This is a genomic window from Symbiopectobacterium purcellii (assembly GCF_019797845.1).
In the GTDB taxonomy this organism is placed as follows: Bacteria; Pseudomonadota; Gammaproteobacteria; order Enterobacterales; family Enterobacteriaceae; genus Symbiopectobacterium; species Symbiopectobacterium purcellii.
The window spans coordinates 3835436-3861198 of the sequence record NZ_CP081864.1 but is presented as its reverse complement, the minus strand read 5'-3'; the positions used below and the strand labels follow the sequence as shown (position 1 = coordinate 3861198).

The window sequence follows — 25763 nt, the reverse complement described above, 5'->3', positions numbered from 1 at the left end:
TTACACCCCTTGCGCCACAAAGCGGGCAATGGCGTCGCCCATTTCGTCGGTGCTGATGGCTTTGCCGTCACGGCTCGCCAGATCGCCAGTGCGGTAGCCTTCGGCCAGCGCGGTGTTTACCGCGTTTTCGATGGCGTTGGCCGCGTCATCGGCTTCCAGACTGTAACGCAGCAGCAGGGCCAGTGACAGGATCTGTGCGATCGGGTTGGCGATGTTTTTGCCCGCGATATCCGGCGCAGAACCGCCTGCCGGTTCGTACAGACCGAAACCTTGTTCGTTCAGGCTGGCGGAAGGCAGCATCCCCATCGAGCCGGTGATCATCGCACATTCGTCAGACAGGATGTCACCAAACAGGTTGGAGCACAGCATCACATCGAACTGGGACGGGTCTTTGATCAACTGCATGGTGGCGTTGTCGATGTACAGGTGCGCCAGCGTCACGTCCGGGTAGTCTTTGCTGACTTCGGTGACGATTTCACGCCACAGGATCGAGCTTTGCAGCACGTTAGCTTTATCGATGGAGGTAACTTTGCTGCGACGCTTGCGCGCCGACTCAAAGGCAATGCGGGCGATACGCTCGATCTCGAAACGGTGGTACACCTCGGTGTCGAACGCACGCTCGTGCTGACCGCTGCCTTCACGGCCTTTCGGCTGGCCAAAGTAGATACCGCCGGTCAGTTCGCGCACGCACAGAATGTCGAAACCGTTGGCGGCGATATCGCTGCGCAGAGGACAAAACGCTTCCAGCCCTTGATACAGACGTGCCGGGCGCAGGTTGCAGAACAGGCGGAAGTGCTTACGCAGTGGCAGCAGCGCGCCGCGCTCCGGTTGCTCAGCCGGCGGCAAATGTTCCCATTTCGGGCCGCCAACCGAGCCGAACAGAATGGCGTCAGCCTGCTCGCAACCGGCGACGGTGGCGGGGGGCAACGGTGTGCCCTGACGGTCGATGGCGATGCCGCCGACGTCATATTCGCTGGTGGTGATACGCAAGCCGAAACGCTGGCGAACCGCGTCTAACACTTTATGGGCTTGCGCCATGACTTCCGGGCCGATGCCGTCACCGGGTAAGACGGCGATATGGTAACTCTTTGTCATCACACTGTTTCCTGGCTATTTTGTTGTTTGTTGTGGTGCTGCAAACGCTGAATTTCTTGTTCTACCAACTGTGCGCGTTTGATGTTGTTCAATACGTTGACCATCGCCTTGGCGGAGGATTCGACGATATCGGTCGCCAGACCCACGCCGTGGAAGCGACGGCCTTGATAAGCAGCGACGATATCCACTTGCCCCAATGCATCGCGCCCCTGGCCTTTGGCGGACAACTGGTATTTCACCAGTTCAATGCCGTAGCCCGTGATGCGGTTAATCGCCTGATAAACGGCATCGACTGGCCCGTTTCCGGTAGCGGCTTCAGCTTGCACTTCGCCACCACAGGCCAACTGCACTGAGGCGGTGGCAATGGTGTTGGAGCCAGACTGCACGTTGAAAGCATCCAGACGATAGAACTCTTCGTCTTCCTGCTGGCTATTAATAAAGGCCAATGCCTCCAAATCGTAGTCGAAAACCTGGCCTTTTTTGTCGGCCAGCTTCAGGAAATCGGTGTACAACTGGTCCAGATTAAAATCGCTTTCTTGATAGCCCATCTCTTCCATGCGGTGTTTCACCGCCGCGCGGCCAGAACGGGAGGTCAGATTCAACTGCACTTCTTTCAGGCCGATGGATTCCGGCGTCATGATTTCGTAGTTGGAGCGGTTTTTCAGCACGCCGTCCTGATGGATACCGGAAGAGTGATCGAAGGCGTTAGAACCGATAATCGCTTTGTTGCCGGGGATCGGCATGTTGCAAATCTGGCTCACCAACTGGCTGGTGCGGTAAATTTCCTGATGATTGATATTGGTGTGGACATTCAGCAGATCCTGACGGGTTTTGATCGCCATGATCACTTCTTCCAGCGCGGTGTTGCCTGCGCGCTCACCCAGACCGTTTAACGTACCTTCTACCTGACGTGCGCCAGCCTGTAACGCAGTGATGGAGTTGGCGACCGACATTCCCAGATCGTCATGGCAGTGCACGGAGATAATCGCTTTGTCGATGTTCGGCACGCGATCGTACAGCGTGGTGATAATGCCGCCGAACTGATACGGCGTGGTGTAACCCACGGTATCAGGGATGTTGATGGTGGTAGCACCGGCGTTAATTGCGGCTTCAACGATACGGCACAGGTTATCGATAGGCGTACGGCCAGCATCTTCGCAGGAGAACTCTACGTCGTCGGTGTAGTTACGCGCCCGTTTGACGGAGTGAACCGCTTTCTCAATCACCTGCTCGAACGACAAACGCAGTTTGGATTCGATGTGCAGGGTGGAAGTGGCCAGGAATACGTGAATACGGAAGGCTTCGGCAACGCGCAGCGCCTCGGCGGCGACATCGATATCTTTATCGACGCAGCGGGCCAAACCACACACCCGGCTGTTTTTAATATGACGTGCAATGGTCTGTACCGATTCGAAATCGCCCGGAGAAGAGACCGGGAAGCCGACTTCCATCACGTCCACGCCCAATCTTTCCAGCGCGTAGGCCACTTGCAGCTTCTCTTTTACACTCAGACTGGCTTGTAATGCCTGCTCACCATCACGCAATGTGGTATCGAAAATAATGACCTGCTGGCTCATTGGAAAGATTCCTTATCGTGTTTATTCGAGCGCCGAACGGGTAAAAAAAAACCCGCGCATCGGCGCGGGTTCTTCGTTCTGTGTAACGTGAAATCAGCTCTGACTTTCACCCACAGGCATACCGCGCAATGTTGATGCGTGTAGTAGTAGGCCTAGTAGGAAAGTGTGTTTGAACATGATATCTCGTCTGATCCGTTTAGCTGCAAAATTTGCCACACACCGCTTAGCGGCGGGAATGGCATCGCTCGTGCTATTATTGGTACTTGATTCTTGTGGGTATGTCAAGCATTTGTGGCTGTGGTGTTGCGCCCACATCCTGCGGCTACGAAACCGTTTGCGTTGCCATCATCATGCCGGAGGCGCAATCGGGGCAGATGTGCGTGGCGTCAACCTTCCGTGATGCCAACGTGAAAGATCGTTGCGGTTTCTGGCAAGATCAGTAGACTGCGCCAAAATAATAAACAGTTGTACGCTGAAATTTCCCAGGCTCATTTTTATTATGTCTACCCATTTGTCGCAATACCATTTGGTTGAACGCATCCAACACCAGATTGCTCATTGTTCCGGCCGTACCGCACTGCGTGAATGGTCTGCCTCTGGCGAAACGCAGCTCACCTGGTTCCAGGCCGGTGTGCGTATCCGTCGCATTGCCTGTGCACTGCTCTCATTGGGGATTGATGCCCAAGAGCGTGTCGCGTTGTTCTCTCATAATTCGCTCAACTGGTCGCTGGCCGATCTCGCCACGCTGTACGTGCGTGGCGTAACCGTACCGATCTATGCCACCAACACGGCGACACAGGCGGCGTTTATTATCAATGATGCTGACATCCGCACCCTGTTTGTCGGTTCTCAGCCGCAGTATGATGCGGTATTGGCGCTGCTGCCGGAGTGCCCGCAGCTTAAGCGCATCATCGTGCTCGATGACAATGTGAATCTGCATCACTGCCCGTTGGCGCTGACGCTGGCGGCGTTTGAAGCCGATGTGGATGACGCCTACTGGCAGCCGGCCCTGCAACAGCGCATTGATGCGCGTAATCTGGACGATCTTTTCACCTTGATCTACACCTCCGGCACCACCGGTGAGCCGAAAGGGGTGATGCTGGATTACGCCAATATGGCGATGGTGCTGAAGTTGCACGATGAGCGTCTGTGCGTGTCGCAGGACGATATCTCTTTGAGTTTCCTGCCGCTGTCTCACGTGTTTGAGCGCGCCTGGTCGTTTTACATGATGCACACCGGTGCGCAAAACGTCTATCTGACCGACACCAATCTGGTACGTAATGCCATGCAGGCCGTTTCGCCGACGGTGATGTGTGCGGTGCCGCGTTTCTACGAGAAAGTGTATAGCGCCATTCACGAAAAAGTCGCGCAGGCCCCCTGGCATCGTCGTACGCTGTTTAATTGGGCCATCGCGCAGGGGCGCAAGGCGTTTCTGGCACGTATTTCGGATAAACCACGCTCACCGTTGCAGACGTTACTGCATCGCGTCGCCGATCGGTTGGTACTGACCAAGCTGCGTCACCTGCTGGGCGGTAAGATTCGCTTTATGCCTGCGGCTGGCGCGCATCTGGACGAGAATATCATTTTGTTTTTCCAGTCGATGGGGGTGCGCGTTATTTACGGTTACGGCATGACGGAAACCTGCGCCACGGTATCGTGCTGGGAAGCGAATAACGTACGGCTGGGCTCGATCGGTACACCGTTGCCTGGCATTGAAGTGCGCATTGGTGACGAAAACGAAATACAGGTGCGCGGTGCAACGCTGATGCGCGGTTATTTTCGCCGTCCTCAGGAAACTGCTGAAGCCTTCACCGCCGATGGCTGGCTGAAAACTGGCGATGCCGGGAAACTGGATGCCGAGGGTAACCTGTATATCACCGAGCGTCTGAAAGACCTGATGAAAACCTCCGGCGGAAAATATATTGCGCCGCAGCACCTGGAAGGCACCTTAGGTCAGGACCGCTTTATCGAGCAGGTGGCGGTGATTGCCGACGCGCGCAAATACGTGTCTGCGTTGATTGTGCCTTGCTTTGAAGCGCTGGAAGAGTACGCAGCATCGGCCAACCTCAAGTATCACGACAGGCTCGAACTGTTACGTCACAGTCACATTATTGCGCTGTTTGAACAGCGCCTGCGCGAGATGCAAAAGAGCTGTCGCGCGTCGAACAGGTCAAGCGTTTTACCCTGCTGGCGACCCCTTTCTCCATGGAGAGCGGGGAGTTGACGCCAACATTGAAACTGCGACGTAAGATCATTGCCCAGCGCTATCAGCCGGAAATTGATGCCATGTATGGCGAATAACCCGAACAACTTTTCACGGGTGCTACACGAAGTTTTAACTTTTTTGCTGAAAATTTCCCGCTACCATTGACCGTCATCGCGGAATAATCACTATCCGCGATGACGCCGTTTAGCGTTTTATCTCAGTCGAATCCCTTCTGGCGGTGTAAACCCGTTTCCGCTGGTTTGTTCCTTGCTTCACCCTTGTTTGCCTGTGCCATCTTCTAACGTTATGGTAATCGGCTATATTCAAATTCTGGATAAGACAATGACGCGTGTCGCGCTGTGATGCCAGCGCCGCGATGCCGCTCTCAGAACGAAAAGAGGCAATCCCATGGAGATGTTGTCAGGCGCCGAGATGGTGGTTCGATCGTTGATCGATCAGGGCGTGAAATATGTGTTCGGGTATCCGGGCGGGGCAGTATTGGATATTTACGATGCGCTACACACCGTGGGCGGCATTGACCATATTCTGGTGCGCCACGAGCAAGGTGCGGTGCATATGGCAGATGGTTACGCGCGCGCCACCGGCGATGTCGGCGTGGTGCTGGTCACCTCCGGCCCCGGTGCCACCAATGCCATTACCGGGATTGCCACCGCCTATATGGACTCCATCCCGATGGTGGTGTTGTCTGGGCAGGTAGCTACCTCGCTTATCGGTTACGACGCGTTTCAGGAATGCGACATGGTCGGCATTTCTCGTCCGGTGGTGAAGCACAGCTTCTTGGTCAAGCAGGCCGAAGATGTGCCCACGGTGCTGAAAAAGGCGTTCTATCTGGCATCAAGCGGGCGTCCCGGTCCGGTGGTGGTGGATTTACCGAAAGATGTGATGAGCCCGGCCAACAAACTGCCGTACCTCTATCCTGACGCGGTCACCCTGCGTTCCTACAACCCGACGATTCAAGGGCATAAGGGGCAAATTCGCCGTGCGCTGCAAACCCTGTTAAGTGCTCAATCCCCGATCATTTACGCGGGGGGCGGGGTTATCAATGCGGAGTGCCATGATGAACTGCGCCAACTGGCCGAACGTTTGAACCTGCCGGTCACCAACTCTCTGATGGGATTGGGCGGTTTTCCGGGCACGCACCGTCAGTGTCTGGGCATGCTCGGTATGCACGGCACTTACGAAGCCAACATGGCGATGCACAATGCCGATGTGATCTTCGCCGTCGGCGTGCGTTTTGACGATCGCACGACTAACAATCTGGCGAAGTACTGCCCGAATGCCACGGTGCTGCATATCGATATCGATCCGGCCTCCATTTCGAAAACGGTGAATGCGGATATCCCCATTGTGGGTGATGCGCGGCAGGTGCTTGCGCTGATGCTCGAACTGTTGGATCAGGGTGAAACGCAGCAGAATTTTGACGCGCTGCGCGACTGGTGGCAGCGTATTGAGCAGTGGCGTGCGCGTCAATGCCTGAAATATCCGTTAGACAGTGACAAGATCAAGCCGCAGGCGGTGATTGAAACCTTGCACCGGTTGACCGACGGTAAAGCCTATGTGGCATCGGACGTGGGACAGCATCAGATGTTCGCTGCGCTTTACTATCCGTTCGATCTGCCGCGTCGCTGGGTGAACTCAGGTGGCCTCGGCACCATGGGCTTTGGTCTGCCAGCGGCACTCGGTATCAAACTGGCATTGCCGGAAGAGACGGTGATTTGCGTGACGGGTGATGGCAGTATCCAGATGAACATTCAGGAGCTGTCCACGGCGTTGCAGTATGATTTGCCAGTCGTGGTGATTAACCTCAACAACCGCTTCCTCGGCATGGTGAAGCAGTGGCAGGACATGATCTACTCCGGAAGGCATTCCAACTCCTACATGGAATCACTGCCGGATTTCGTCAAACTGGCGGAAGCATACGGACATGTTGGTATTGCCATCACGTCGCCGCAGGAATTGGAAAGCAAGCTGAGCGAAGCGTTGGCGGTGAAGAATCGTCTGGTGTTTGTGGATATCACTATCGACAGCAGTGAACACGTTTATCCTATGCAGGTGCGCGGCGGCGGCATGGATGAAATGTGGTTAAGCAAAACGGAGAGGACCTGATCATGCGCCGGATTTTATCTGTACTATTGGAAAACGAATCTGGGGCATTGTCGCGCGTTGTCGGCCTGTTTTCCCAGCGTGGGTATAATATCGAAAGCCTGACGGTGGCACCGACCGACGATCCAACGCTGTCGCGTATGACCATTCAGACGGTAGGCGATGCCAAGGTTATCGAACAGATTGAGAAGCAACTGCACAAGCTGGTTGACGTGCTGCGCGTGAGCGAACTGGGGCAGGGTTCGCACGTTGAGCGTGAAATCATGCTGGTGAAATTGCAGGCCACGGGTTATGGCCGGGAAGAAGTGAAACGCAGCACGGAAATTTTTCGTGGGCAGATTGTGGATGTCACGGCAACGCTCTACACCGTGCAACTGGCGGGCACCAGTGACAAACTGGATGCGTTTTTGAGCGCGGTGCGTGACGTGGCAGAAATTGTCGAGGTAGCGCGTTCGGGTATTGTCGGCGTATCACGCGGCGATAAGATTATGCGCTAAATTCCCCTGTGTTGATCTATGATAAAGAGGCTCGTCGTATCGGCGGGCCTTTTATTTTTCTCTCTATAGCCCTGAACAACAATAAAGCGGTTGCTGATTACCAGCTTCTGCGGTTAGATCTATACGATATCCATGCTTAAAATATGGACATCCTTATTTTTTATTTTCCAGCTTATTTAAAGGGGCTAACGTGAAACTGGATGAAATCGCGCGCCTTGCGGGCGTTTCACGCACTACCGCCAGCTACGTTATCAATGGCAAGGCCAAACAATACCGCGTCAGTGATAAAACCGTAGAAAAAGTGATGTCGGTGGTACGTGAGCATAATTATCATCCCAATGCGGTGGCTGCTGGATTACGCGCTGGGCGTACCCGTTCTATCGGGCTGGTGATTCCGGATCTGGAAAACACCAGCTACACCAAAATTGCCAATTATCTGGAGCGTCAGGCGCGTCAGCGCGGTTATCAACTGCTGATTGCCTGTTCTGAAGATCAGCCGGATAACGAGATGCGTTGCATTGAGCATCTGCTGCAACGTCAGGTCGATGCCATTATCGTGTCGACGGCGCTGCCTCCGGAGCATCCGTTCTACCAGCGTTGGGCGGGGGATAGCTTGCCGATTATCGCGCTGGACCGCGCGTTGGATCGCGAACACTTCACCAGCGTAGTGGGTGCCGATTGTGAGGATGCGGAAATGCTGGCGCAGGAACTGCGCAAGATCCCGGCGGAATCGGTGCTCTATCTCGGCGCGCTGCCGGAGCTTTCGGTGAGTTTCCTGCGCGAACAGGGGTTTCGTATGGCATGGGCAGAGGATCCGCGTCAGGTGAATTTCCTCTATGCCAACAGCTACGAACGCTCAGCGGCGGCGACGGCGTTTGAAGAGTATTTGCAGCATCACCCGATGCCGCAGGCGCTATTCACCACCTCGTTTCCGTTGTTGCAAGGGGTGATGGATATTACCCTGAAGCAGAGCGGACGGCTGCCGAACAATTTGGCGATTGCCACCTTTGGTGACAACGAGCTGCTCGATTTTCTCGAGTGTCCGGTGCTTTCCGTGGCACAGCGCCATCGCGAAGTGGCTGAGCGGGTGCTGGCAAGCCTGGATGAACCTAAGAAGCCCAAGGCGGGTTTGACGCGTATTCGGCGCAGTCTCTATCGGCGCGGTTCACTCAGTCGTCGTTGATTTGGGATTATTCCTAATAAAAAAGCCATCCGGTATCAGGATGGCTTTTTTGTTGCCGGTATTTAGCGATAATGGCGGTGTCGGCCTGAACGTCAGCCCGGTACGGCGACGCGAAACAGACGGCGGCAGTAATCGAGAAAATAACCGTAAGCGACACCCATTACCATAGATATCAACACATTGCTGGTTACCGCTGCGACGATCTGCTGCGGGTTGGCACCAATAAACCACAGGATGGCAACATACACCGGCGATTGAAAGCTGACGTAGGCAAACAGGTCTGCCAGATTTTTTACCCAGGTACCGTGCGTTACGTAGCGCTGAGACAGTCGCAGGATACGATCGCGGTACAGGCCGTAAGGCCAAGCAATCACAATATTAACGGGGATCGACACCAGTAGCGAAGAGAGCGACTGCTGGAAGCTCATGCCAGACAGCAAGATCTCAATTAGCATACCCGTTATAAAACAGTAGATTACCATAGCGACTGTGTCCGCTACCGCACTACGCAATCGGGATTCAGGGGAGAACATGCAGAGATACTCCGTTATACAGTTAATGAGGTTAAATGCAGTTAATTATGTTGGTTTATTTTATTTGCGTAGTGTACTTCACTGGATGTTTAAGTTTTAAATAGCGATAAATTTTTATTTTTTCATGCTTTTTTCTTATGGGCGCTACTTTATAGAAGAAAGGTGGCATGGCGGTTTATTAAGCGCGGCAGTCAGAAAAATTATGTTTATAAACAATTGGTTGTGTTTTTGCGCTTGGCAGCTATTTTTCGGTGGGCAAAAAGTCCCCTTTCAACCCAAATAACAGCGCGCAACACGTGGGTTTTAGGAATACTCTTATAATATAATAATTAACCGGCGAACTTAGTGGTTAACGGTAAAAGACCTCAATTGTTTTTCGTAACCTTAAATAAAGAAAAATTGGCAGCATCATTGCCTGAAAGAAATTAGAATAGCGGCCAGAGATTGTTGTAAGCGTGGAATGAGATGAACGGTATTATTGGGTAAAAATGTGACCGGTATCGGTCCGGAGCGTGCTGCGGACAAGCGCCGGAGGCAGGTGATGGAGGAGGAATACGGCGACGATTTCATAAGCGTTTTATGATTAATGGTAAATTTAAGTAAAAATGAGAAATTATTACTTTTTCTTTCTGATTGTTTATCCAGAAATAATTTTTCCTCAAATTTTCATGGCGTTAATCCCCCTTAATTTCCGTCTGTTATTCCATTTTATGCCATTCATGTTCGTCTTGAGGCAGAAATAATTCCAAAGCGCGTCCGCTCTGGCTTGACAAGGTTTTCATACCCTCCGTAAACTCATCAATGTGGGAATTTGTGGGATAAAGTGGTGAAAAGGGTCATGAAGGGGTAACTCGAGCATGTTTCGTGGGGCTACGCTGATTAACCTCGACAGTAAAGGTCGGCTCGCCGTTCCTACCCGTTATCGGGAAACGCTGTCAGAGATATCGCAAGGTCAGATGGTTTGCACCATTGACCTCCATCAGCCCTGTCTGCTGCTTTACCCCCTGCCTGAGTGGGAAATCATTGAACAAAAATTGTCGCGTCTGTCGAGCATGAATCCCGCAGAGCGCCGCGTGCAGCGGTTGCTGTTGGGTCATGCCAGTGAGTGTCAGATGGACAATGCCGGGCGTCTGCTGATTGCCAGTACGCTACGGCAACATGCGAGCCTGACGAAAGAAGTGATGCTGGTCGGTCAGTTCAACAAGTTTGAACTGTGGGATGAACAGGCCTGGTATCAACAAGTCAAGGACGATATTGACGCTGAGCAATCCTCTGACGCTCCGTTGTCCGAGAGATTGCAGGATTTATCACTGTAGTCATGCTGAAAGAAATACATGCCAGAAAATTATAATCACACCACTGTGCTGTTGGACGAAGCGGTTAATGGCCTCAATATCCGCGCTGATGGCACATACATCGATGGCACGTTTGGCCGTGGCGGTCATTCGCGGCTGATCCTTTCCCGTCTTGGGCCGGAAGGACGTCTTGTGGCTATCGATCGCGATCCTCAAGCGATTGCAGCTGCTGAGGCGATTCAGGATTCACGCTTTTCTATTGTTCACGTACCGTTTTCCGCGCTGGCCAGTTACGTGGAGACCCTGGGGTTAACCGGACGTATCGATGGCGTGCTGCTTGATTTGGGCGTCTCTTCGCCACAATTGGACGATCCTGAACGCGGTTTTTCTTTTATGCGCGATGGCCCGTTGGACATGCGTATGGACCCGACGCGTGGGCAGTCAGCGGCGCAATGGTTGCAAACGGCAGAGGTCGACGATATTGCCTGGGTGTTGAAAACCTTTGGCGAAGAAAGATTTGCCAAGCGCATTGCTCGCGCCATTGTGGAACGCAATAGCACAGAACCGATGACGCGCACGCGCGAGTTGGCATCGCTGATTGCGGCGGCCAGCCCGATGAAAGAGCGGCATAAACACCCGGCAACCCGCAGCTTTCAGGCGATCCGTATCTATATCAACAGTGAACTGGATGAGATCGAGCAGGCGTTGAACGGCGCGCTGACGGCACTCGCCCCACAGGGACGTTTGTCGATCATTAGTTTTCATTCGCTGGAAGATCGTATTGTGAAGCGCTTTATGCGCCATCACAGCCGTGGGCCACAGGTGCCCGCCGGAATACCGTTAACCGAAGCGCAACTGCGTGCGCAAGGCGGTCAAACGCTGAAAACGGTGGGCAAGATGATGCCGCCGGAAGCCGAAGTGGCAGAAAACCCGAGAGCGCGTAGCTCCGTGTTACGTATCGCGGAACGGCTAGCGGAATGATAAGCAACGAGCGGCACAGCCTGGCGGGTATTATCGGCCAGGACATTCTTCGTCACGGCAAATTGCCACTGCTGCTGCTGATCGGTGCGTTGGTTTCTGCGGTGCTGGTGGTGACGACCGCACACAAGACGCGCTTGCTGACCGCCCAGCGCGAGCAGTTGTTGTTGGAGCGTGATGCGTTGGATATCGAATGGCGCAACCTGATTCTGGAAGAGAACGCTTTGGGCGATCACAGTCGGGTAGAGCGTATTGCAACGGAAAAGCTGCACATGGGGCACGTGGACCCGGCGCAGGAAAATATCGTAGTCAAACAGTGAGTCTGGTTGAGCATGAGAACATAGGTACTCATTTGGCATGAAAGCAGCGCGCACAGGAAAGTTGAAACGACAGGAAGATAAGGCCAGCTTTGTAAGCTGGCGTTTTGCGTTGCTCTGTTCAGGCATACTGTTGGCGATGGTGGGGCTAATGTTACGCACCGCCTATTTGCAGGTGATCAACCCGGACCAACTGGTGCGTGAAGGGGATATGCGTTCCCTGCGCGTGCAGGAGGTGCCTACCGCGCGCGGCATGATCAGCGATCGCGCCGGGCGTCCGTTGGCGGTCAGCGTGCCGGTTAATGCCATCTGGGCCGATCCCAAAGAGTTGAATGAACACGGCGGTGTGTCGCTCGATACCCGCTGGAAAGCGCTTTCTGATGCGTTGGATTTACCGCTCGATCAGATGTCGGCGAAAATCAACGCGAATCCGAAAGGGCGCTTTGTCTATCTGGCGCGTCAGGTGAACCCTGCTATCGGTGAATACGTCCACAAACTCAAGCTGCCGGGCATCTATTTGCGTCAGGAATCACGCCGTTACTATCCTGCGGGTCAGGTAACGTCTCACCTGATTGGTTTCACCAATATTGATGGTCAGGGCATTGAGGGCGTTGAGAAAAGCTTCGATCGCTGGCTGACCGGGCAACCGGGTGAGCGCACGGTGCGTAAAGACCGTTTTGGTCGCGTGATTGAGGATATCTCCTCGGTTGACAGTCAGGCGGCACACAACTTGATGTTGAGCATTGACGAGCGCCTGCAAGCGTTGGTTTATCGCGAACTGAACAATGCCGTGGCCTTCAATAATGCGGAAGCGGGTACCGCCGTGCTGGTGGATGTCAACACCGGTGAAGTGCTGGCGATGGCCAACAGCCCTTCCTACAATCCGAACAACCTGGCGGGCACGCCGATGGACGTTATGCGTAACCGCGCCATTACCGACATTTTTGAACCGGGTTCAACGGTAAAACCGATGGTGGTGATGACGGCGCTGCAACGTAACGTGGTGAAAGAAAACAGCCTGCTCAATACCTTGCCTTATTACATCAACGGTCATGAGATCAAAGACGTTGCCCGCTATGCGGAGCTTACGTTGACCGGGGTATTACAGAAGTCGAGTAACGTCGGTGTTTCACGACTGGCGTTAGCGATGCCCTCCTCAGCGCTGGTAGACACTTACTCGCGTTTTGGTTTGGGAAAAGCGACCAATTTGGGGTTGGTCGGAGAAAGCAGTGGCTTATACCCTCAAAAACAACGGTGGTCTGACATAGAGAGGGCCACCTTTTCTTTCGGCTATGGATTGATGGTAACGCCGCTGCAACTGGCGCGCGTTTACGCCACTATCGGTAGCTATGGTATCTATCGTCCGCTCTCCATTACCAAAGTCGATCCGCCGGTGCCGGGGGAGCGCATTTTCGCCGAGCCCATCGTGCGCACGGTGGTACACATGATGGAAAGCGTTGCGCTGCCCGGTGGCGGCGGAACCAAAGCGGCGATCAAAGGATACCGTGTTGCCATCAAAACCGGTACGGCGAAAAAAGTCGGACCGGATGGCAAATACATCAACAAATACATTGCCTACACCGCAGGTGTCGCACCTGCCAGCAACCCGCGCTTTGCGCTGGTGGTGGTGATTAACGATCCCAAAGCAGGCAATTACTACGGTGGCTCCGTTTCCGCGCCGGTGTTCGGCGCCATCATGGGCGGCGTATTGCGCACCATGAACGTTGAGCCGGATGCGCTGCCCGTCGGCGATAAAAATGATTTTGTGATTAACCATAAAGAGGTTTCAGGTGGCAGATCGTAATCTGTGCGATTTACTGGCACCGTGGGTGCAAGATGTCCCACCGCGCCAACTGCGGGAAATGACGCTGGACAGCCGTGTTGCGGCAGCAGGCGATCTGTTTGTGGCCGTGGTTGGCTACAGCGCGGATGGGCGTCGCTATATTCCCCAGGCTATTGCACAAGGCGTGGCGGCCGTGATTGCAGAGGCAGACGGTGAAGCTGCTGATGGCACGGTACGCGAAATGCACGGCGTTCCGGTTGTATATCTGAGTAACTTGAGTCAACGGCTGTCGGCGTTGGCGGGGCGTTTTTATCAGCAGCCTGCGGAAAAATTACGGTTGGTCGGTGTGACCGGCACCAACGGTAAAACCACGATTACCCAATTGCTGGCCCAATGGAGCCAACTGCTGGGCGACACCAGCGCGGTGATGGGCACTGTGGGTAATGGTTTGTTAGGGCACGTCAATCCTACGGCGAACACCACCGGCTCGGCAGTCGATGTACAGCACGTTCTGAATCAGTTGGTTGAACAAGGCGCCACCTTTGCCGCGATGGAGGTTTCTTCGCACGGCTTGGTACAGCATCGCGTTGCAGCGTTGCCGTTCGCAGCGGCAGTGTTCACCAACCTGAGCCGCGATCATCTGGATTATCACGGTGATATGGAAAGCTATGAGGCTGCCAAGTGGTCTCTGTTTTCAGAACATAAAGTGGGTCAGGCTGTCATTAACGCCGACGATGAAGTGGGGCGGCGCTGGCTGGCGCAGTTGCCGGATGCCGTAGCGGTAACGTTGCACAATAATCTGGTGCCAGGCTGCCGTGGCCGCTGGCTGAAAGCCACTGCCGTGGATTATCACGACGAAGGTGCATCGATCGCCTTTGACGCTATGTGGGGTAGTGGTCGCATAGAAAGTCGCCTTATGGGTGAATTTAACGTCAGCAATCTGCTAATGGCGCTGGCAACGTTACTTTCCCTTGGCTATCCGCTGGATAGATTAATGGAAACCGGCGCACAATTGCAGCCGGTTTGCGGCCGCATGGAAGTGTTTAAAGCGCCGGGTAAACCTACCGTGATTGTCGACTACGCCCACACGCCGGATGCGCTGGAAAAAGCGCTGGCGGCGGCGCGTCCGCATTGCTCCGGTCAACTGTGGTGTGTATTCGGTTGCGGCGGCGATCGCGACAAAGGTAAGCGCCCACTTATGGGGGCGATCGCGGAACAACTGGCCGATCGCGTTGTGGTGACGGACGATAATCCCAGGAGCGAAGAGCCGCAGGCTATCGTGAAAGATATTCTTGCCGGTCTGGTGGATGCCGGACGGGTACAAGCGGTGCACGGTCGCGCTGAAGCCGTGACCAGCGCCATTATGCAGGCGAAAGTGGACGATATTGTGTTGATTGCAGGTAAAGGGCATGAAGATTATCAACTGGTGGGCAATCAGCGTCTCGATTATTCCGATCGCGTGACTGCCGCGCGTCTGCTGGGGGTTATCGCATGATTCGCGTTACGTTGCAGCAACTGGCCACGGCGTTAAATGCCACGCTCCTCGGCGAGGATGTGGCGGTGGAAACAGTGTGCACCGATACCCGAAAATTGACGCCGGGCTGTCTGTTTATCGCCCTGCGCGGTGAAAAGTTTGATGCTCATGATTATGCCCATCAGGCGGTACGCGGCGGCGCGGCGGCTCTGTTGGTCAGTAAGCACTTACCTATCGACGTGCCGCAACTGCTGGTGGGGGATACCCGTCTGGCGTTAGGCGAACTGGGTGCCTGGATGCGCCGTCAATCCTCTGCGCGCGTGGTGGCATTGACCGGTTCTTCTGGCAAAACCTCCGTCAAAGAGATGACGGCAGCGATTTTGCGCCAGTGTGGCGACGTGCTTTACACCGATGGCAATTTCAATAACGACATTGGTGTGCCCTTAACGCTGCTGCGCCTCACCCTTGATCATCGCTTTGCGGTGATTGAGCTGGGGGCCAACCACATTGGTGAGATTGCCTATGCCACTAATCTGGTGCGTCCGGATAGCGCGCTGGTGAACAACCTGGCGGCCGCACATCTGGAAGGGTTTGGGTCGTTGGAAGGCGTGGCACGAGCCAAAGGAGAGATCTTCAACGGTTTGCCCACCAAAGGTATTGCGGTGATTAACGCCGACAGCAATGACCTGACGCGTTGGCACGACGTGCTGCGCGACAAAACGGTATGGCAATTTTCGCCGCAGCACGGTGAGAACACCGATTACTACGCCAGCGATATTCGCCATGCAGACGGGGGCACGCTGTTTGAACTCCATACGCCGTTTGGCTCGCAGGAGGTCAACGTGCCGCTGCCGGGTCGACATAACGTGGCAAACGCGCTGGCGGCTGCCGCACTGGCGATGTCAGTCGGCGCAGGGTTGCAGCAGGTGAAAGACGGGCTGGCGCAGCTCAAGGCCGTGCCGGGACGCTTGTTCCCCATCATGCTGGCGGCAAACAAGCTGCTGTTGGATGACAGTTACAACGCCAATGTGGGGTCGATGACTGCGGCGGTGCACACGCTGGCGGAGATGCCGGGCTACCGTGTGCTGGTGGTGGGTGACATGGGAGAACTTGGGGAGGATGCCGAGGCGTGTCATCAGCAGGTGGGCGAAGTGGCGCGTGACGCCGGCATTGATGTGGTATTGAGCATTGGCACCCTGAGTCAGGCCATCAGCCTCAACAGTGAACGTGGTGAACATTTTTCCGATCGGGCCGCACTGATAGCGCGTTTGCAAACGTTGCTCTCTACGCATGGCACGATCAGCATTTTGGTTAAAGGCTCCCGGAGCTCTGCGATGGAGCATGTGGTACACGCATTACAGGAGAATGCAGCATGTTAGTGTGGCTGGCCGAACATCTGGTCAAATTCTATTCCGGCTTTAACGTCTTCTCGTATTTGACGTTTCGCGCAATTGTCAGCCTGCTGACCGCGTTAGTGATCTCCTTGTGGATGGGACCGCACCTGATTGCCTGGCTGCAAAAATTGCAGATTGGGCAAGTGGTGCGCAACGAAGGGCCTGAATCTCACTTCAGCAAACGCGGCACGCCGACCATGGGCGGTGTCATGATTCTGGCTGCAATCATTGTTTCGGTGCTGCTGTGGTCCAACTTGTCCAACCCCTATGTGTGGTGTGTGCTGCTGGTGCTGCTGGGCTACGGCATCGTCGGCTTTGTCGATGATTACCGCAAAGTGGTGCGTAAAGACACTAAGGGATTGATTGCAAGCTGGAAATATTTCTGGCAGTCGGTGATTGCGCTGGCGGTGGCATTTACCATGTATGCCATCGGCAAAGGCACACCGGCGACGCAACTGGTGGTGCCGTTCTTTAAAGATGTTATGCCGCAGCTGGGCCTGCTCTACATTTTGTTGACCTACTTTGTCATCGTCGGCACCAGCAACGCGGTCAACCTTACTGACGGGTTGGATGGTTTGGCGATTATGCCGACTGTGTTTGTCGCCGCCGGTTTCGCGCTGGTGGCGTGGGCGACGGGTAACATGAATTTTGCCGGTTATCTGCATATCCCTTACATTCGCCACGCCAGTGAACTGGTTATCGTCTGTACGGCGATCGTCGGCGCAGGGCTGGGTTTCCTGTGGTTTAACACCTATCCGGCTCAGGTGTTTATGGGCGATGTCGGCTCACTGGCGCTCGGCGGCGCGTTAGGCACCATCGCTGTTCTGCTGCGTCAGGAATTCTTGCTGGTGATTATGGGCGGGGTGTTCGTGGTTGAAACCCTGTCGGTGATCCTTCAGGTCGGTTCATTCAAGCTACGCGGACAGCGTATCTTCCGCATGGCACCGATTCACCATCACTATGAACTCAAAGGGTGGCCAGAGCCGCGCGTGATTGTGCGTTTTTGGATTATTTCGCTGATGCTGGTGCTGATTGGCCTGGCAACGCTGAAGGTACGGTAACACTATGATGGACTATCAGGGTAAAAACGTTGTCATTATTGGCCTGGGGATCACCGGGCTTTCCTGCGTTGATTTCTTCCTGACGCGCGGTGTGACGCCGCGCGTAGTGGATACCCGTGTTAGTCCACCTGGTCTGGATAAGTTGCCTGCCGAGGTTGATCGCCACCTTGGTTCATTAAACGAGGACTGGCTGTTAGCGGCCGATCTGATTGTTGCCAGCCCCGGTATTGCACTGGCAACGCCCGCGCTGGCCGATGCGGCCGCCGCAGGCGTAGAGATTGTGGGCGATATCGAGCTGTTCTGCCGAGAAGCGCAGGCACCGATTGTCGCGATTACCGGCTCCAATGGTAAAAGTACGGTCACTACGCTGGTCGGTGAAATGGCTAAGGCGGCCGGTTGGTCGGTCGGGGTTGGTGGGAATATTGGCCTGCCTGCGCTGACGCTACTCAAACAGCCGTGCCAACTGTACGTGCTTGAGCTGTCGAGTTTCCAGTTGGAAACCACCTCCAGCCTGCACGCTGCCGCTGCCACCATCCTCAACGTCACGGAAGATCATACCAACCGCTATCCGTTTGGTATCCAACAGTATCGTGCTGCCAAGTTGCGTGTCTATGACCATGCGCAGGTGTGTGTGGTGAACGCCGATGACGCGCTGACCATGCCTATCAAAGGCGCTGATGCGCGCTGTGTCAGCTTTGGCGTTGATGTGGGCGACTATCACCTCAACACCCAGCAGGGTGAAACCTGGCTGCGCGTGAAAGGCGAGCGCGTTTTGAATACCAAAGAGATTTCTTTGGTGGGGCAACATAACCACACCAATGCGCTGGCGGCACTGGCATTGGCGGATGCGGTGGGGATTCCTCGCGCGCCCGCGTTAACGGCACTCACCACCTTTACCGGTTTGCCGCACCGTTTCCAGTGCGTGTGGCAGCGTAATGGCGTGCGTTGGATTAATGATTCTAAAGCCACCAACGTTGGCAGCACCGAAGCGGCGCTCAGCGGGTTGCAGGTTAAAGGTACGCTGCATTTGCTGTTAGGCGGCGACGGCAAGTCGGCCGATTTTTCGCCGCTGTTGCGTTATGTCCAAGGCGACAATATTCGCCTGTATTGCTTCGGGCGTGATGGTGCCCAATTGGCGGCGTTGCGCCCAGAAATAGCCGAGCAGACTGAGACGATGGAGCAAACCCTGCGGGTGATTGCTACCCGCGTAGTGCCCGGCGATCTGGTGCTGCTGTCTCCCGCGTGTGCCAGTCTCGATCAGTTTAAAAGCTTCGAACAGCGCGGCGATGAGTTCGCCCGATTAGCGGAGGAGCTTGGCTGATGCGTTTTATTGGACTGCCAGTGATTGAACGACTGAAAGGCTGGGTCATGGGGACGCGGGAAAGCGATGTGCAGAGCATCGTGATGTATGACCGCACCCTGCTCTGGCTGACGTTCGGGCTGGCCGTCATCGGGTTCGTGATGGTGACATCGGCATCCATGCCGGTGGGGCAGCGCCTGACCAGCGACCCGTTCTTTTTTGCCAAGCGTGACGCGTTCTACCTGGGTCTGGCCTTTGCGCTGGCGTTGATCACCATGCGTGTGCCGATGGAAGTCTGGCAGCGTTACAGCCCGATATTGTTGTTACTCACACTGGTGCTGTTGCTGGTAGTGCTGGTGGTCGGCAGTTCGGTAAACGGTGCTTCGCGCTGGATTGCGCTGGGGCCGCTGCGCGTGCAGCCCGCAGAATTGTCGAAGCTGGCGCTGTTTTGTTACCTCTCCAGCTACATGGTGCGCAAGGTAGAGGAAGTCCGTAACAACTTCTGGGGCTTTTGCAAACCGATGGGCGTGATGGTGGTGCTGGCCGTTCTGTTGCTGGCACAGCCCGATCTGGGCACGGTGGTCGTGCTGTTTATCACCACGCTGGCGATGCTGTTTCTGGCCGGTGCCAAACTGTGGCAGTTTCTCGCCATCATTGGCTGCGGCATGTTTGCCGTCGGTTTGCTGATTGTGGCGGAACCTTACCGCATGCGCCGCGTGACGTCGTTCTGGAATCCGTGGGAAGATCCGTTCGGCAGTGGCTACCAGCTAACCCAGTCGCTGATGGCATTTGGCCGCGGCGAGCTGTGGGGGCAAGGATTAGGAAACTCGGTGCAGAAACTGGAGTATTTACCGGAAGCGCACACCGACTTTATTTTTTCCATTTTAGGCGAAGAGCTCGGCTATATCGGTGTGGTTTTGGCGTTGTTAATGATATTCTTCGTCGCTTTTCGGGCCATGTCCATCGGCAAGCGTGCGTTGGAGATCGATCAGCGATTTTCCGGCTTTTTGGCGTGTTCTATCGGCATCTGGTTTAGTTTCCAAACGCTGGTAAACGTCGGCGCTGCTGCGGGAATGTTACCCACCAAAGGGCTGACGCTGCCGTTAATCAGTTACGGTGGCTCGAGTTTGATCATCATGTCGACCGCCATTGTGTTGCTGTTGCGGATCGATTTTGAGACGCGTCTGACCAAGGCGCAGGCGTTCACGAGGAGTGCCAAATGAGTGGCGAAGGTAAGCGCTTGATGGTGATGGCAGGCGGTACCGGAGGACATGTGTTCCCGGGGCTGGCGGTCGCGCATCATTTGATGGCGCAGGGTTGGCAGGTTCGTTGGCTGGGAACTGCCGATCGCATGGAAGCCGATTTGGTGCCAAAAAACGGCATTGAGATTGATTTTATTCGTATTTCCGGTTTGCGCGGTAAAGGCATTGCGGCGCAACTGTGTGCGCCAGTGCGGATTTATCGCGCGGTGCGTCAGGCGCAAGCGATCATGAAACGCTACCAGCCGGACGTGGTGCTGGGCATGGGCGGCTATGTGTCCGGACCGGGCGGTCTGGCCGCGTGGTTATGCGGTATCCCGGTGGTGCTGCATGAGCAAAACGGCATTGCGGGGTTAACCAACCGCTGGCTGTCGCGCATTGCGCGCAAGGTCTTACAGGCTTTTCCCGGCGCGTTTCCCAACGCTGATGTGGTGGGCAACCCGGTTCGTACCGATGTCTTGGCGTTGCCTACACCCGATGAACGTTTGGCCGGGCGTGAAGGCCCAATCCGTGTGCTGGTGGTGGGTGGAAGCCAAGGGGCTCGGGTGTTAAACCGGACGTTGCCGGACGTCGCCGCGCGACTCGGTGCTAACGTCACTGTCTGGCACCAGACTGGCAAAGGCGCGTTGGCCGAGGTGCAGCAGGCTTATGCCGCGGCAGGTGTGCCGCAGCACAACGTCACCGAATTTATTGATGACATGGCGCAAGCCTATAGCTGGGCCGACGTAGTGGTGTGCCGCTCCGGTGCGCTTACCGTCAGTGAGATTGCCGCCGCCGGTTTGCCTGCGCTGTTTGTGCCCTTTCAGCATAAAGACCGGCAGCAATATTGGAATGCGCTGCCGCTGGAACAGGCGGGGGCCGCCAAAATTATTGAGCAGTCGGCGCTGACGGTTGATGCCGTGAGCGATGTGCTGTCCGGTTGGGATCGCGCCACGTTGCGCGATATGGCACAGCGTGCCCGTTCCGTGGCGATGCCAGATGCCACTGAACGCGTGGCATCTGAAGTGGCCGCCGCCGCGCAGTAAGGTGCGGTTGACAGAATAGAATGCATGGGGCAGGTGGTTTCCCCATGACAAGTGAATGAAGTACAAGTGAAAAGGTAGCGGTAGAAAAAGTGAATACACAGCAATTGGCAAAACTGCGTTCCATCGTGCCCGAAATGCATTGCGTGCGGCACATCCATTTTGTCGGCATCGGCGGTGCTGGCATGGGCGGTATTGCCGAAGTGTTAGCGAACGAAGGATACCACATCAGCGGCTCCGACCTGGCACCGAACGCGGTGACGCAGCAGTTGGCGGCGCTGGGGGCGCAGATCTATTTTCATCACCGCCCTGAGAACGTGAAAGACGCCAGTGTGGTGGTGGTATCCAGTGCTATTAGCGCGGATAACCCGGAAATCGTTGCGGCCCACGAGGCGCGTATTCCGGTGATCCGCCGCGCCGAAATGCTGGCCGAATTAATGCGTTTTCGCCACGGTATCGCGATTGCCGGAACCCACGGCAAAACCACGACCACCGCGATGGTCGCCAGTATTTATGCCGAGGCCGGCCTGGACCCGACCTTTGTCAACGGCGGGTTGGTAAAAGCGGCAGGTGTGCATGCGCGCCTGGGCTCCAGTCGTTACCTGATTGCGGAAGCGGACGAGAGTGATGCGTCCTTCCTGCATCTGCAACCGATGGTGGCGATTGTCACCAATATCGAGGCAGATCATATGGATACCTATCAGGGCGATTTTGAAAATTTAAAGCAGACGTTCATCAACTTTTTGCACAATCTGCCGTTTTATGGCCGTGCGGTGATGTGCGTGGACGATGCGGTGATTCGTGAATTGCTGCCGCGTGTGGGGCGTCATATCACCACCTACGGTTTTAGCGATGATGCCGATGTGCGCGTGGCAGAGTACCGTCAGTCCGGTGCGCAGGGGCACTTTACACTGGCGCGCCAAGGTAAGCCGCTGTTGCAGGTTACGCTGAACGCACCGGGCCGCCATAACGCGTTGAACGCGGCGGCAGCGGTTGCTGTGGCGACGGAAGACGGCATTGATGACGCGGCAATCCTGCGTGCGCTCTCCAGTTTTCAGGGAACCGGACGCCGTTTCGATTTCCTGGGGGAATTCCCGCTGGATGCGGTAAATGGCAACGCAGGCAGTGTGATGTTGGTGGATGACTACGGCCACCACCCGACAGAAGTGGATGCGACGATCAAAGCCGCTCGTGCCGGTTGGCCGGATAAACGCGTGGTGATGGTATTTCAGCCGCACCGTTACACGCGCACGCGCGACTTGTATGACGATTTTGCCCACGTGTTGTCGCAAGTGGATGTGTTGCTGATGCTGGATGTGTACTCGGCGGGAGAAAGCCCCATCCCAGGTGCTGATAGCCGCTCGCTGTGTCGTACTATTCGCGGACGCGGCAAGGTCGATCCGATTCTGGTTACCGATCCGGATATGCTGGCAACGCTGCTGGCACCGACGTTACAGGATGGCGATCTGGTGCTGATTCAAGGCGCGGGCAATGTGGGCAAGCTGGCGCGTAAACTGGCGGATACCCGCTTACAACCTCTGGTTACGGAGTGAGTATGGCGGAAAAAGTGGCAGTGCTGCTGGGAGGAACATCGGCGGAGCGTGACGTGTCACTGCGCTCCGGGCAGGCGGTGGTTGCCGGGCTCAAAGAGGCGGGAATTGATGCCCACGCCGTTGACCCCCGCGATGTCCCAGTCACTCGCCTGAAAGAGGTCGGGTTCGACAAAGTGTTTATCGCCCTGCACGGTCGGGGGGGGGAAGACGGCACGCTGCAAGGGGTATTGGAGTTTTTGCAATTACCTTACACCGGCAGCGGTGTGATGGCGTCGGCGCTGACCATGGACAAATGGCGCACCAAGCTGGTGTGGCAGTCGTTAGGATTGCCGATAGCCCCTTATGTCGCGTTGACGCGGGCACAGTATAATGCGTTAACGCCTGAGCAGTTGCAGTCAGCCTGTGTGCACCTTGGGTTGCCGCTGATCGTGAAGCCGAGCCGTGAAGGTTCCAGCGTCGGCATGAGCAAAGTGACGCAGCAAGAGGAACTGGCGACGGCACTGGACACCGCTTTTGAGCATGACGACGATGTGCTGGTTGAGAAGTGGCTGAGTGGACCGGAATATACGGTGGCGCTGTTAGGCGAGACGGTTCTGCCCTCGATTCGTATTCAGGCTGCGGGCGCGTTTTACGATTATGACGCGAAGTACCTTTCGGACGAGACGCAGTATTTTTGTCCCAGCGGACTGCTGGCAGAGCAGGAGCAGGCCATCGGTGCACTGGCGCAAGCAGCCTTTGCGGCATTGGGATGTCGCGGTTGGGGCCGTGTTGATCTGATGTTGGATAGCGACGGTGCGTTTTACCTGTTGGAAGTGAATACGTCGCCTGGTATGACGGATCACCGTCTGGTGCCGATGGCTGCCCGGCAGCACGGGATGAGCTTCTCGCAGCTCGTCGCGCAGATCCTGGCCTCGGCTGTTTGATATGTCGCAGGCGGCGCGGAATTTGCGCGGACGCGACGAGGAGCCAAAAGGCGGGCGTCGCAGTAACGGTGGGCAATTGGCCGGATTGTTGTTCCTGCTGATGGTGCTGGGCACTATCCTGTGGGGCGGCTGGATGGTGTTGCAATGGATGAAGGATGCCAGTCGGTTGCCGCTGTCGCGTTTGGTGGTCACCGGTGAGCGGCACTACACCACCCATGATGATATTCGCCAGGCGATATTGTCGCTGGGCGCGCCGGGCACCTTTATGACGCAAGATGTGGATGTTATCCAGCAGCAGATTGAACGTCTGCCGTGGATCAAACAGGCCAGCGTGCGTAAGCAGTGGCCTGACGAATTAAAGATTCATCTGGTTGAATATGTGCCCGTAGCGCGGTGGAATGACCAACTGATGGTGGATGCAGAAGGCAATTCCTTCAGCGTGCCCGTCGAACGGGTCGGTAATCGCAAAATGCCGCTGCTGTACGGGCCAGAAGGCAGTGAAAACGATGTGCTGGAAGGCTACCACACCATGAGTCAGGTGTTGGCGAGCAGTAAGCTGACATTAAAAATGGTGGCGATGAGTGCGCGGCATTCGTGGCAGTTAGGGCTGGAAGATGACATCCGCCTGGAATTGGGGCGTGATGAGCGAGCCCGGCGTTTGGAACGTTTTCTAGAGCTTTACCCGCTGTTGCAGCGGCAGGCGCAGAATGACAACAAACGTGTTAGCTACGTGGACTTACGTTATGACACCGGTGCCGCGGTAGGGTGGGCACCGCCTCTGCTGGATCAGCAGCAGGGAAATGCTCAGCGAAAAGACGTTGATCAAAAACTGAACGGTAATCAGCAACAGAATCAGGCACAGGCTAAACAACAATGATCAAGTCGACGGACAGAAAACTGGTAGTTGGGCTGGAAATCGGTACAGCAAAAGTGGCTGCACTGGTAGGGGAAGTTCTGCCCGATGGCATGGTCAATATCATCGGCGTGGGCAGTTGTCCGTCACGCGGGATGGATAAAGGCGGCGTTAACGATTTGGAGTCCGTTGTAAAATGTGTACAGCGGACCATTGACCAGGCTGAACTGATGGCGGATTGTCAAATCTCTTCCGTCTATCTGGCGCTGTCGGGCAAACACATCAGTTGCCAAAATGAAATCGGTATCGTGCCGATTTCGGAAGAAGAAGTGACGCAGGATGACGTCGAGAGCGTGGTGCACACGGCGAAATCCGTGCGTGTGCGCGATGAACACCGCATTTTGCATGTGATTCCGCAAGAATACGCCATTGATTACCAGGAAGGGATCAAGAACCCGATTGGTCTCTCCGGTGTGCGCATGCAGGCAAAGGTGCATTTGATCACCTGCCATAATGATATGGCGAAAAACATTGTCAAAGCCGTAGAGCGCTGCGGTTTGAAAGTGGACCAACTGATTTTCGCTGGTCTGGCTTCCAGCTACGCTGTGCTGACGGAAGATGAGCGTGAGTTGGGCGTTTGCGTGGTGGATATCGGCGGTGGCACCATGGATATCGCGGTGTATACCGGCGGTGCGCTGCGCCACACCAAGGTGATTCCTTACGCGGGCAATGTGGTGACCAGCGACATCGCTTATGCGTTTGGCACGCCGCCCACGGACGCGGAAGCCATCAAGGTACGTCACGGTTGCGCATTAGGTGCGATCGTCAGCAAAGACGAAAACCTGGAAGTGCCGAGCGTTGGCGGTCGGCCGCCACGCAGTCTGCAACGGCAGACGCTGGCTGAAGTGATTGAACCGCGTTACACCGAATTGCTCAATTTGGTGAACGATGAAATTTTGCAATTGCAGGAGCAACTCCGTCAGCAGGGCGTGAAACACCATTTGGCCGCCGGCATTGTGCTGACGGGCGGTGCCGCTCAGATCGACGGGCTGGTTGATTGCGCCAAGCGCGTATTCCACACGCAGGTGCGTATCGGTCAGCCACTGAATATAACAGGCTTAACGGATTATGCGCAGGAGCCCTTCTACTCAACGGCGGTTGGTCTGCTGCATTACGGCAAAGAGTCTCACCTGGGCGGTGAGCACGAAGTAGAAAAACGTGGCTCAGTGGGCAATTGGTTTAAACGCATCAGTAGCTGGCTGAGAAAGGAATTTTAATGTTTATCAGAGATCGTGTGGCACACTTGACGGTCTCGCGGTACAGGCACAAAACGGAG

General features: G+C 55.5%; 21 protein-coding genes and 1 pseudogene. 19 read left to right on the top strand and 3 right to left on the bottom strand.

Annotated features, from left to right (window positions below):
• Both leuB and leuA read right to left on the bottom strand, forming a co-directional pair.
• A complete protein-coding gene (leuB, locus tag K6K13_RS18010) occupies window positions 1–1095 on the bottom strand; it encodes a 3-isopropylmalate dehydrogenase (RefSeq protein WP_195312045.1) in 1095 nt (364 codons plus the stop codon).
• Window positions 1095–2672, bottom strand: coding sequence for a 2-isopropylmalate synthase (leuA, locus tag K6K13_RS18005; RefSeq protein WP_222158208.1), 1578 nt, complete (start codon window positions 2670–2672; stop codon window positions 1095–1097). The genes leuB and leuA overlap by 1 nt, the downstream gene beginning before the upstream one ends.
• A 278-nt stretch (window positions 2673–2950) precedes the next feature.
• Between leuA and K6K13_RS18000 the strand changes: the two genes are divergently transcribed.
• The 5 genes and pseudogenes from K6K13_RS18000 (at window position 2951) to cra (ending at window position 8682) form a co-directional block, all read left to right on the top strand.
• A complete protein-coding gene (locus K6K13_RS18000; protein WP_222158207.1) occupies window positions 2951–3115 on the top strand; it encodes a hypothetical protein in 165 nt (54 codons plus the stop codon).
• 56 nt (window positions 3116–3171) lie between these two features.
• Window positions 3172–4973 (top strand): annotated as a pseudogene (locus K6K13_RS17995) (AMP-dependent synthetase/ligase).
• A 313-nt stretch (window positions 4974–5286) separates the two neighbouring features.
• Window positions 5287–7005: an acetolactate synthase 3 large subunit gene (gene ilvI / locus K6K13_RS17990; protein ID WP_222158206.1), complete on the top strand. Its 1719-nt coding sequence runs from the start codon at window positions 5287–5289 to the stop codon at window positions 7003–7005.
• A 2-nt stretch (window positions 7006–7007) separates the two neighbouring features.
• Window positions 7008–7499, top strand: a complete 492-nt coding sequence (ilvN, locus tag K6K13_RS17985; RefSeq protein ID WP_195312050.1) for an acetolactate synthase small subunit — start codon at window positions 7008–7010, stop codon at window positions 7497–7499.
• 190 nt (window positions 7500–7689) lie between these two features.
• Window positions 7690–8682 carry a catabolite repressor/activator gene (cra, locus tag K6K13_RS17980; RefSeq protein ID WP_222158205.1) on the top strand — a complete coding sequence of 331 codons (993 nt, stop codon included), beginning with the start codon at window positions 7690–7692 and terminating at the stop codon, window positions 8680–8682.
• Window positions 8683–8774: 92 nt separating this feature from the next.
• Here cra and K6K13_RS17975 read toward each other — a convergent pair whose 3' ends face one another.
• Window positions 8775–9215, bottom strand: a complete 441-nt coding sequence (locus tag K6K13_RS17975) for an L-alanine exporter AlaE (RefSeq protein ID WP_222158204.1) — start codon at window positions 9213–9215, stop codon at window positions 8775–8777.
• Window positions 9216–10072: 857 nt separating this feature from the next.
• Here K6K13_RS17975 and mraZ point away from each other — a divergent pair.
• The 14 genes from mraZ to ftsA all read left to right on the top strand — a co-directional run bounded on the left by mraZ (window position 10073) and on the right by ftsA (window position 25704).
• A complete protein-coding gene (gene mraZ, locus K6K13_RS17970; RefSeq protein ID WP_222158203.1) occupies window positions 10073–10531 on the top strand; it encodes a division/cell wall cluster transcriptional repressor MraZ in 459 nt (152 codons plus the stop codon).
• Between the two features lie 18 nt (window positions 10532–10549).
• Window positions 10550–11491, top strand: coding sequence for a 16S rRNA (cytosine(1402)-N(4))-methyltransferase RsmH (rsmH, locus tag K6K13_RS17965; protein WP_222158202.1), 942 nt, complete (start codon window positions 10550–10552; stop codon window positions 11489–11491).
• Complete coding sequence (gene ftsL, locus K6K13_RS17960) at window positions 11488–11808, top strand: cell division protein FtsL (protein WP_222158201.1); 321 nt, start codon at window positions 11488–11490, stop codon at window positions 11806–11808. The genes rsmH and ftsL overlap by 4 nt, the downstream gene beginning before the upstream one ends.
• Before the next feature lie 37 nt (window positions 11809–11845).
• Entirely contained in the window at window positions 11846–13609 is a 1764-nt protein-coding gene (locus tag K6K13_RS17955) for a peptidoglycan glycosyltransferase FtsI (protein ID WP_222158200.1), read from the top strand.
• Window positions 13596–15083 (top strand): UDP-N-acetylmuramoyl-L-alanyl-D-glutamate--2,6-diaminopimelate ligase, encoded by a 1488-nt coding sequence (gene murE, locus K6K13_RS17950; protein ID WP_222158199.1) that lies wholly within the window; start codon window positions 13596–13598, stop codon window positions 15081–15083. The genes K6K13_RS17955 and murE overlap by 14 nt, the downstream gene beginning before the upstream one ends.
• Window positions 15080–16441, top strand: coding sequence for a UDP-N-acetylmuramoyl-tripeptide--D-alanyl-D-alanine ligase (murF, locus tag K6K13_RS17945; RefSeq protein ID WP_222158198.1), 1362 nt, complete (start codon window positions 15080–15082; stop codon window positions 16439–16441). Before murE ends, murF begins: the two co-directional genes overlap by 4 nt.
• Entirely contained in the window at window positions 16435–17517 is a 1083-nt protein-coding gene (gene mraY, locus K6K13_RS17940) for a phospho-N-acetylmuramoyl-pentapeptide-transferase (protein ID WP_222158197.1), read from the top strand. The genes murF and mraY overlap by 7 nt, the downstream gene beginning before the upstream one ends.
• Before the next feature lie 4 nt (window positions 17518–17521).
• Complete coding sequence (gene murD, locus K6K13_RS17935; protein WP_222158196.1) at window positions 17522–18838, top strand: UDP-N-acetylmuramoyl-L-alanine--D-glutamate ligase; 1317 nt, start codon at window positions 17522–17524, stop codon at window positions 18836–18838.
• The gene (gene ftsW / locus K6K13_RS17930) at window positions 18838–20040 is read left to right on the top strand and encodes a cell division protein FtsW (RefSeq protein WP_222158195.1); all 1203 of its coding nucleotides are present in this window, start codon (window positions 18838–18840) and stop codon (window positions 20038–20040) included. Before murD ends, ftsW begins: the two co-directional genes overlap by 1 nt.
• On the top strand, window positions 20037–21101 hold the full coding sequence (gene murG, locus K6K13_RS17925) for an undecaprenyldiphospho-muramoylpentapeptide beta-N-acetylglucosaminyltransferase (RefSeq protein ID WP_222158194.1): 1065 nt from the start codon (window positions 20037–20039) through the stop codon (window positions 21099–21101). Before ftsW ends, murG begins: the two co-directional genes overlap by 4 nt.
• Window positions 21102–21190: 89 nt before the next feature.
• A complete protein-coding gene (gene murC / locus K6K13_RS17920; RefSeq protein ID WP_222158193.1) occupies window positions 21191–22651 on the top strand; it encodes a UDP-N-acetylmuramate--L-alanine ligase in 1461 nt (486 codons plus the stop codon).
• Window positions 22652–22653: 2 nt separating this feature from the next.
• Complete coding sequence (locus tag K6K13_RS17915; RefSeq protein ID WP_222158192.1) at window positions 22654–23574, top strand: D-alanine--D-alanine ligase; 921 nt, start codon at window positions 22654–22656, stop codon at window positions 23572–23574.
• A gap of 1 nt (window position 23575) precedes the next feature.
• On the top strand, window positions 23576–24451 hold the full coding sequence (ftsQ, locus tag K6K13_RS17910) for a cell division protein FtsQ (protein WP_222158191.1): 876 nt from the start codon (window positions 23576–23578) through the stop codon (window positions 24449–24451).
• On the top strand, window positions 24448–25704 hold the full coding sequence (ftsA, locus tag K6K13_RS17905; protein ID WP_222158190.1) for a cell division protein FtsA: 1257 nt from the start codon (window positions 24448–24450) through the stop codon (window positions 25702–25704). Before ftsQ ends, ftsA begins: the two co-directional genes overlap by 4 nt.
• Window positions 25705–25763 lie beyond the last annotated feature (59 nt).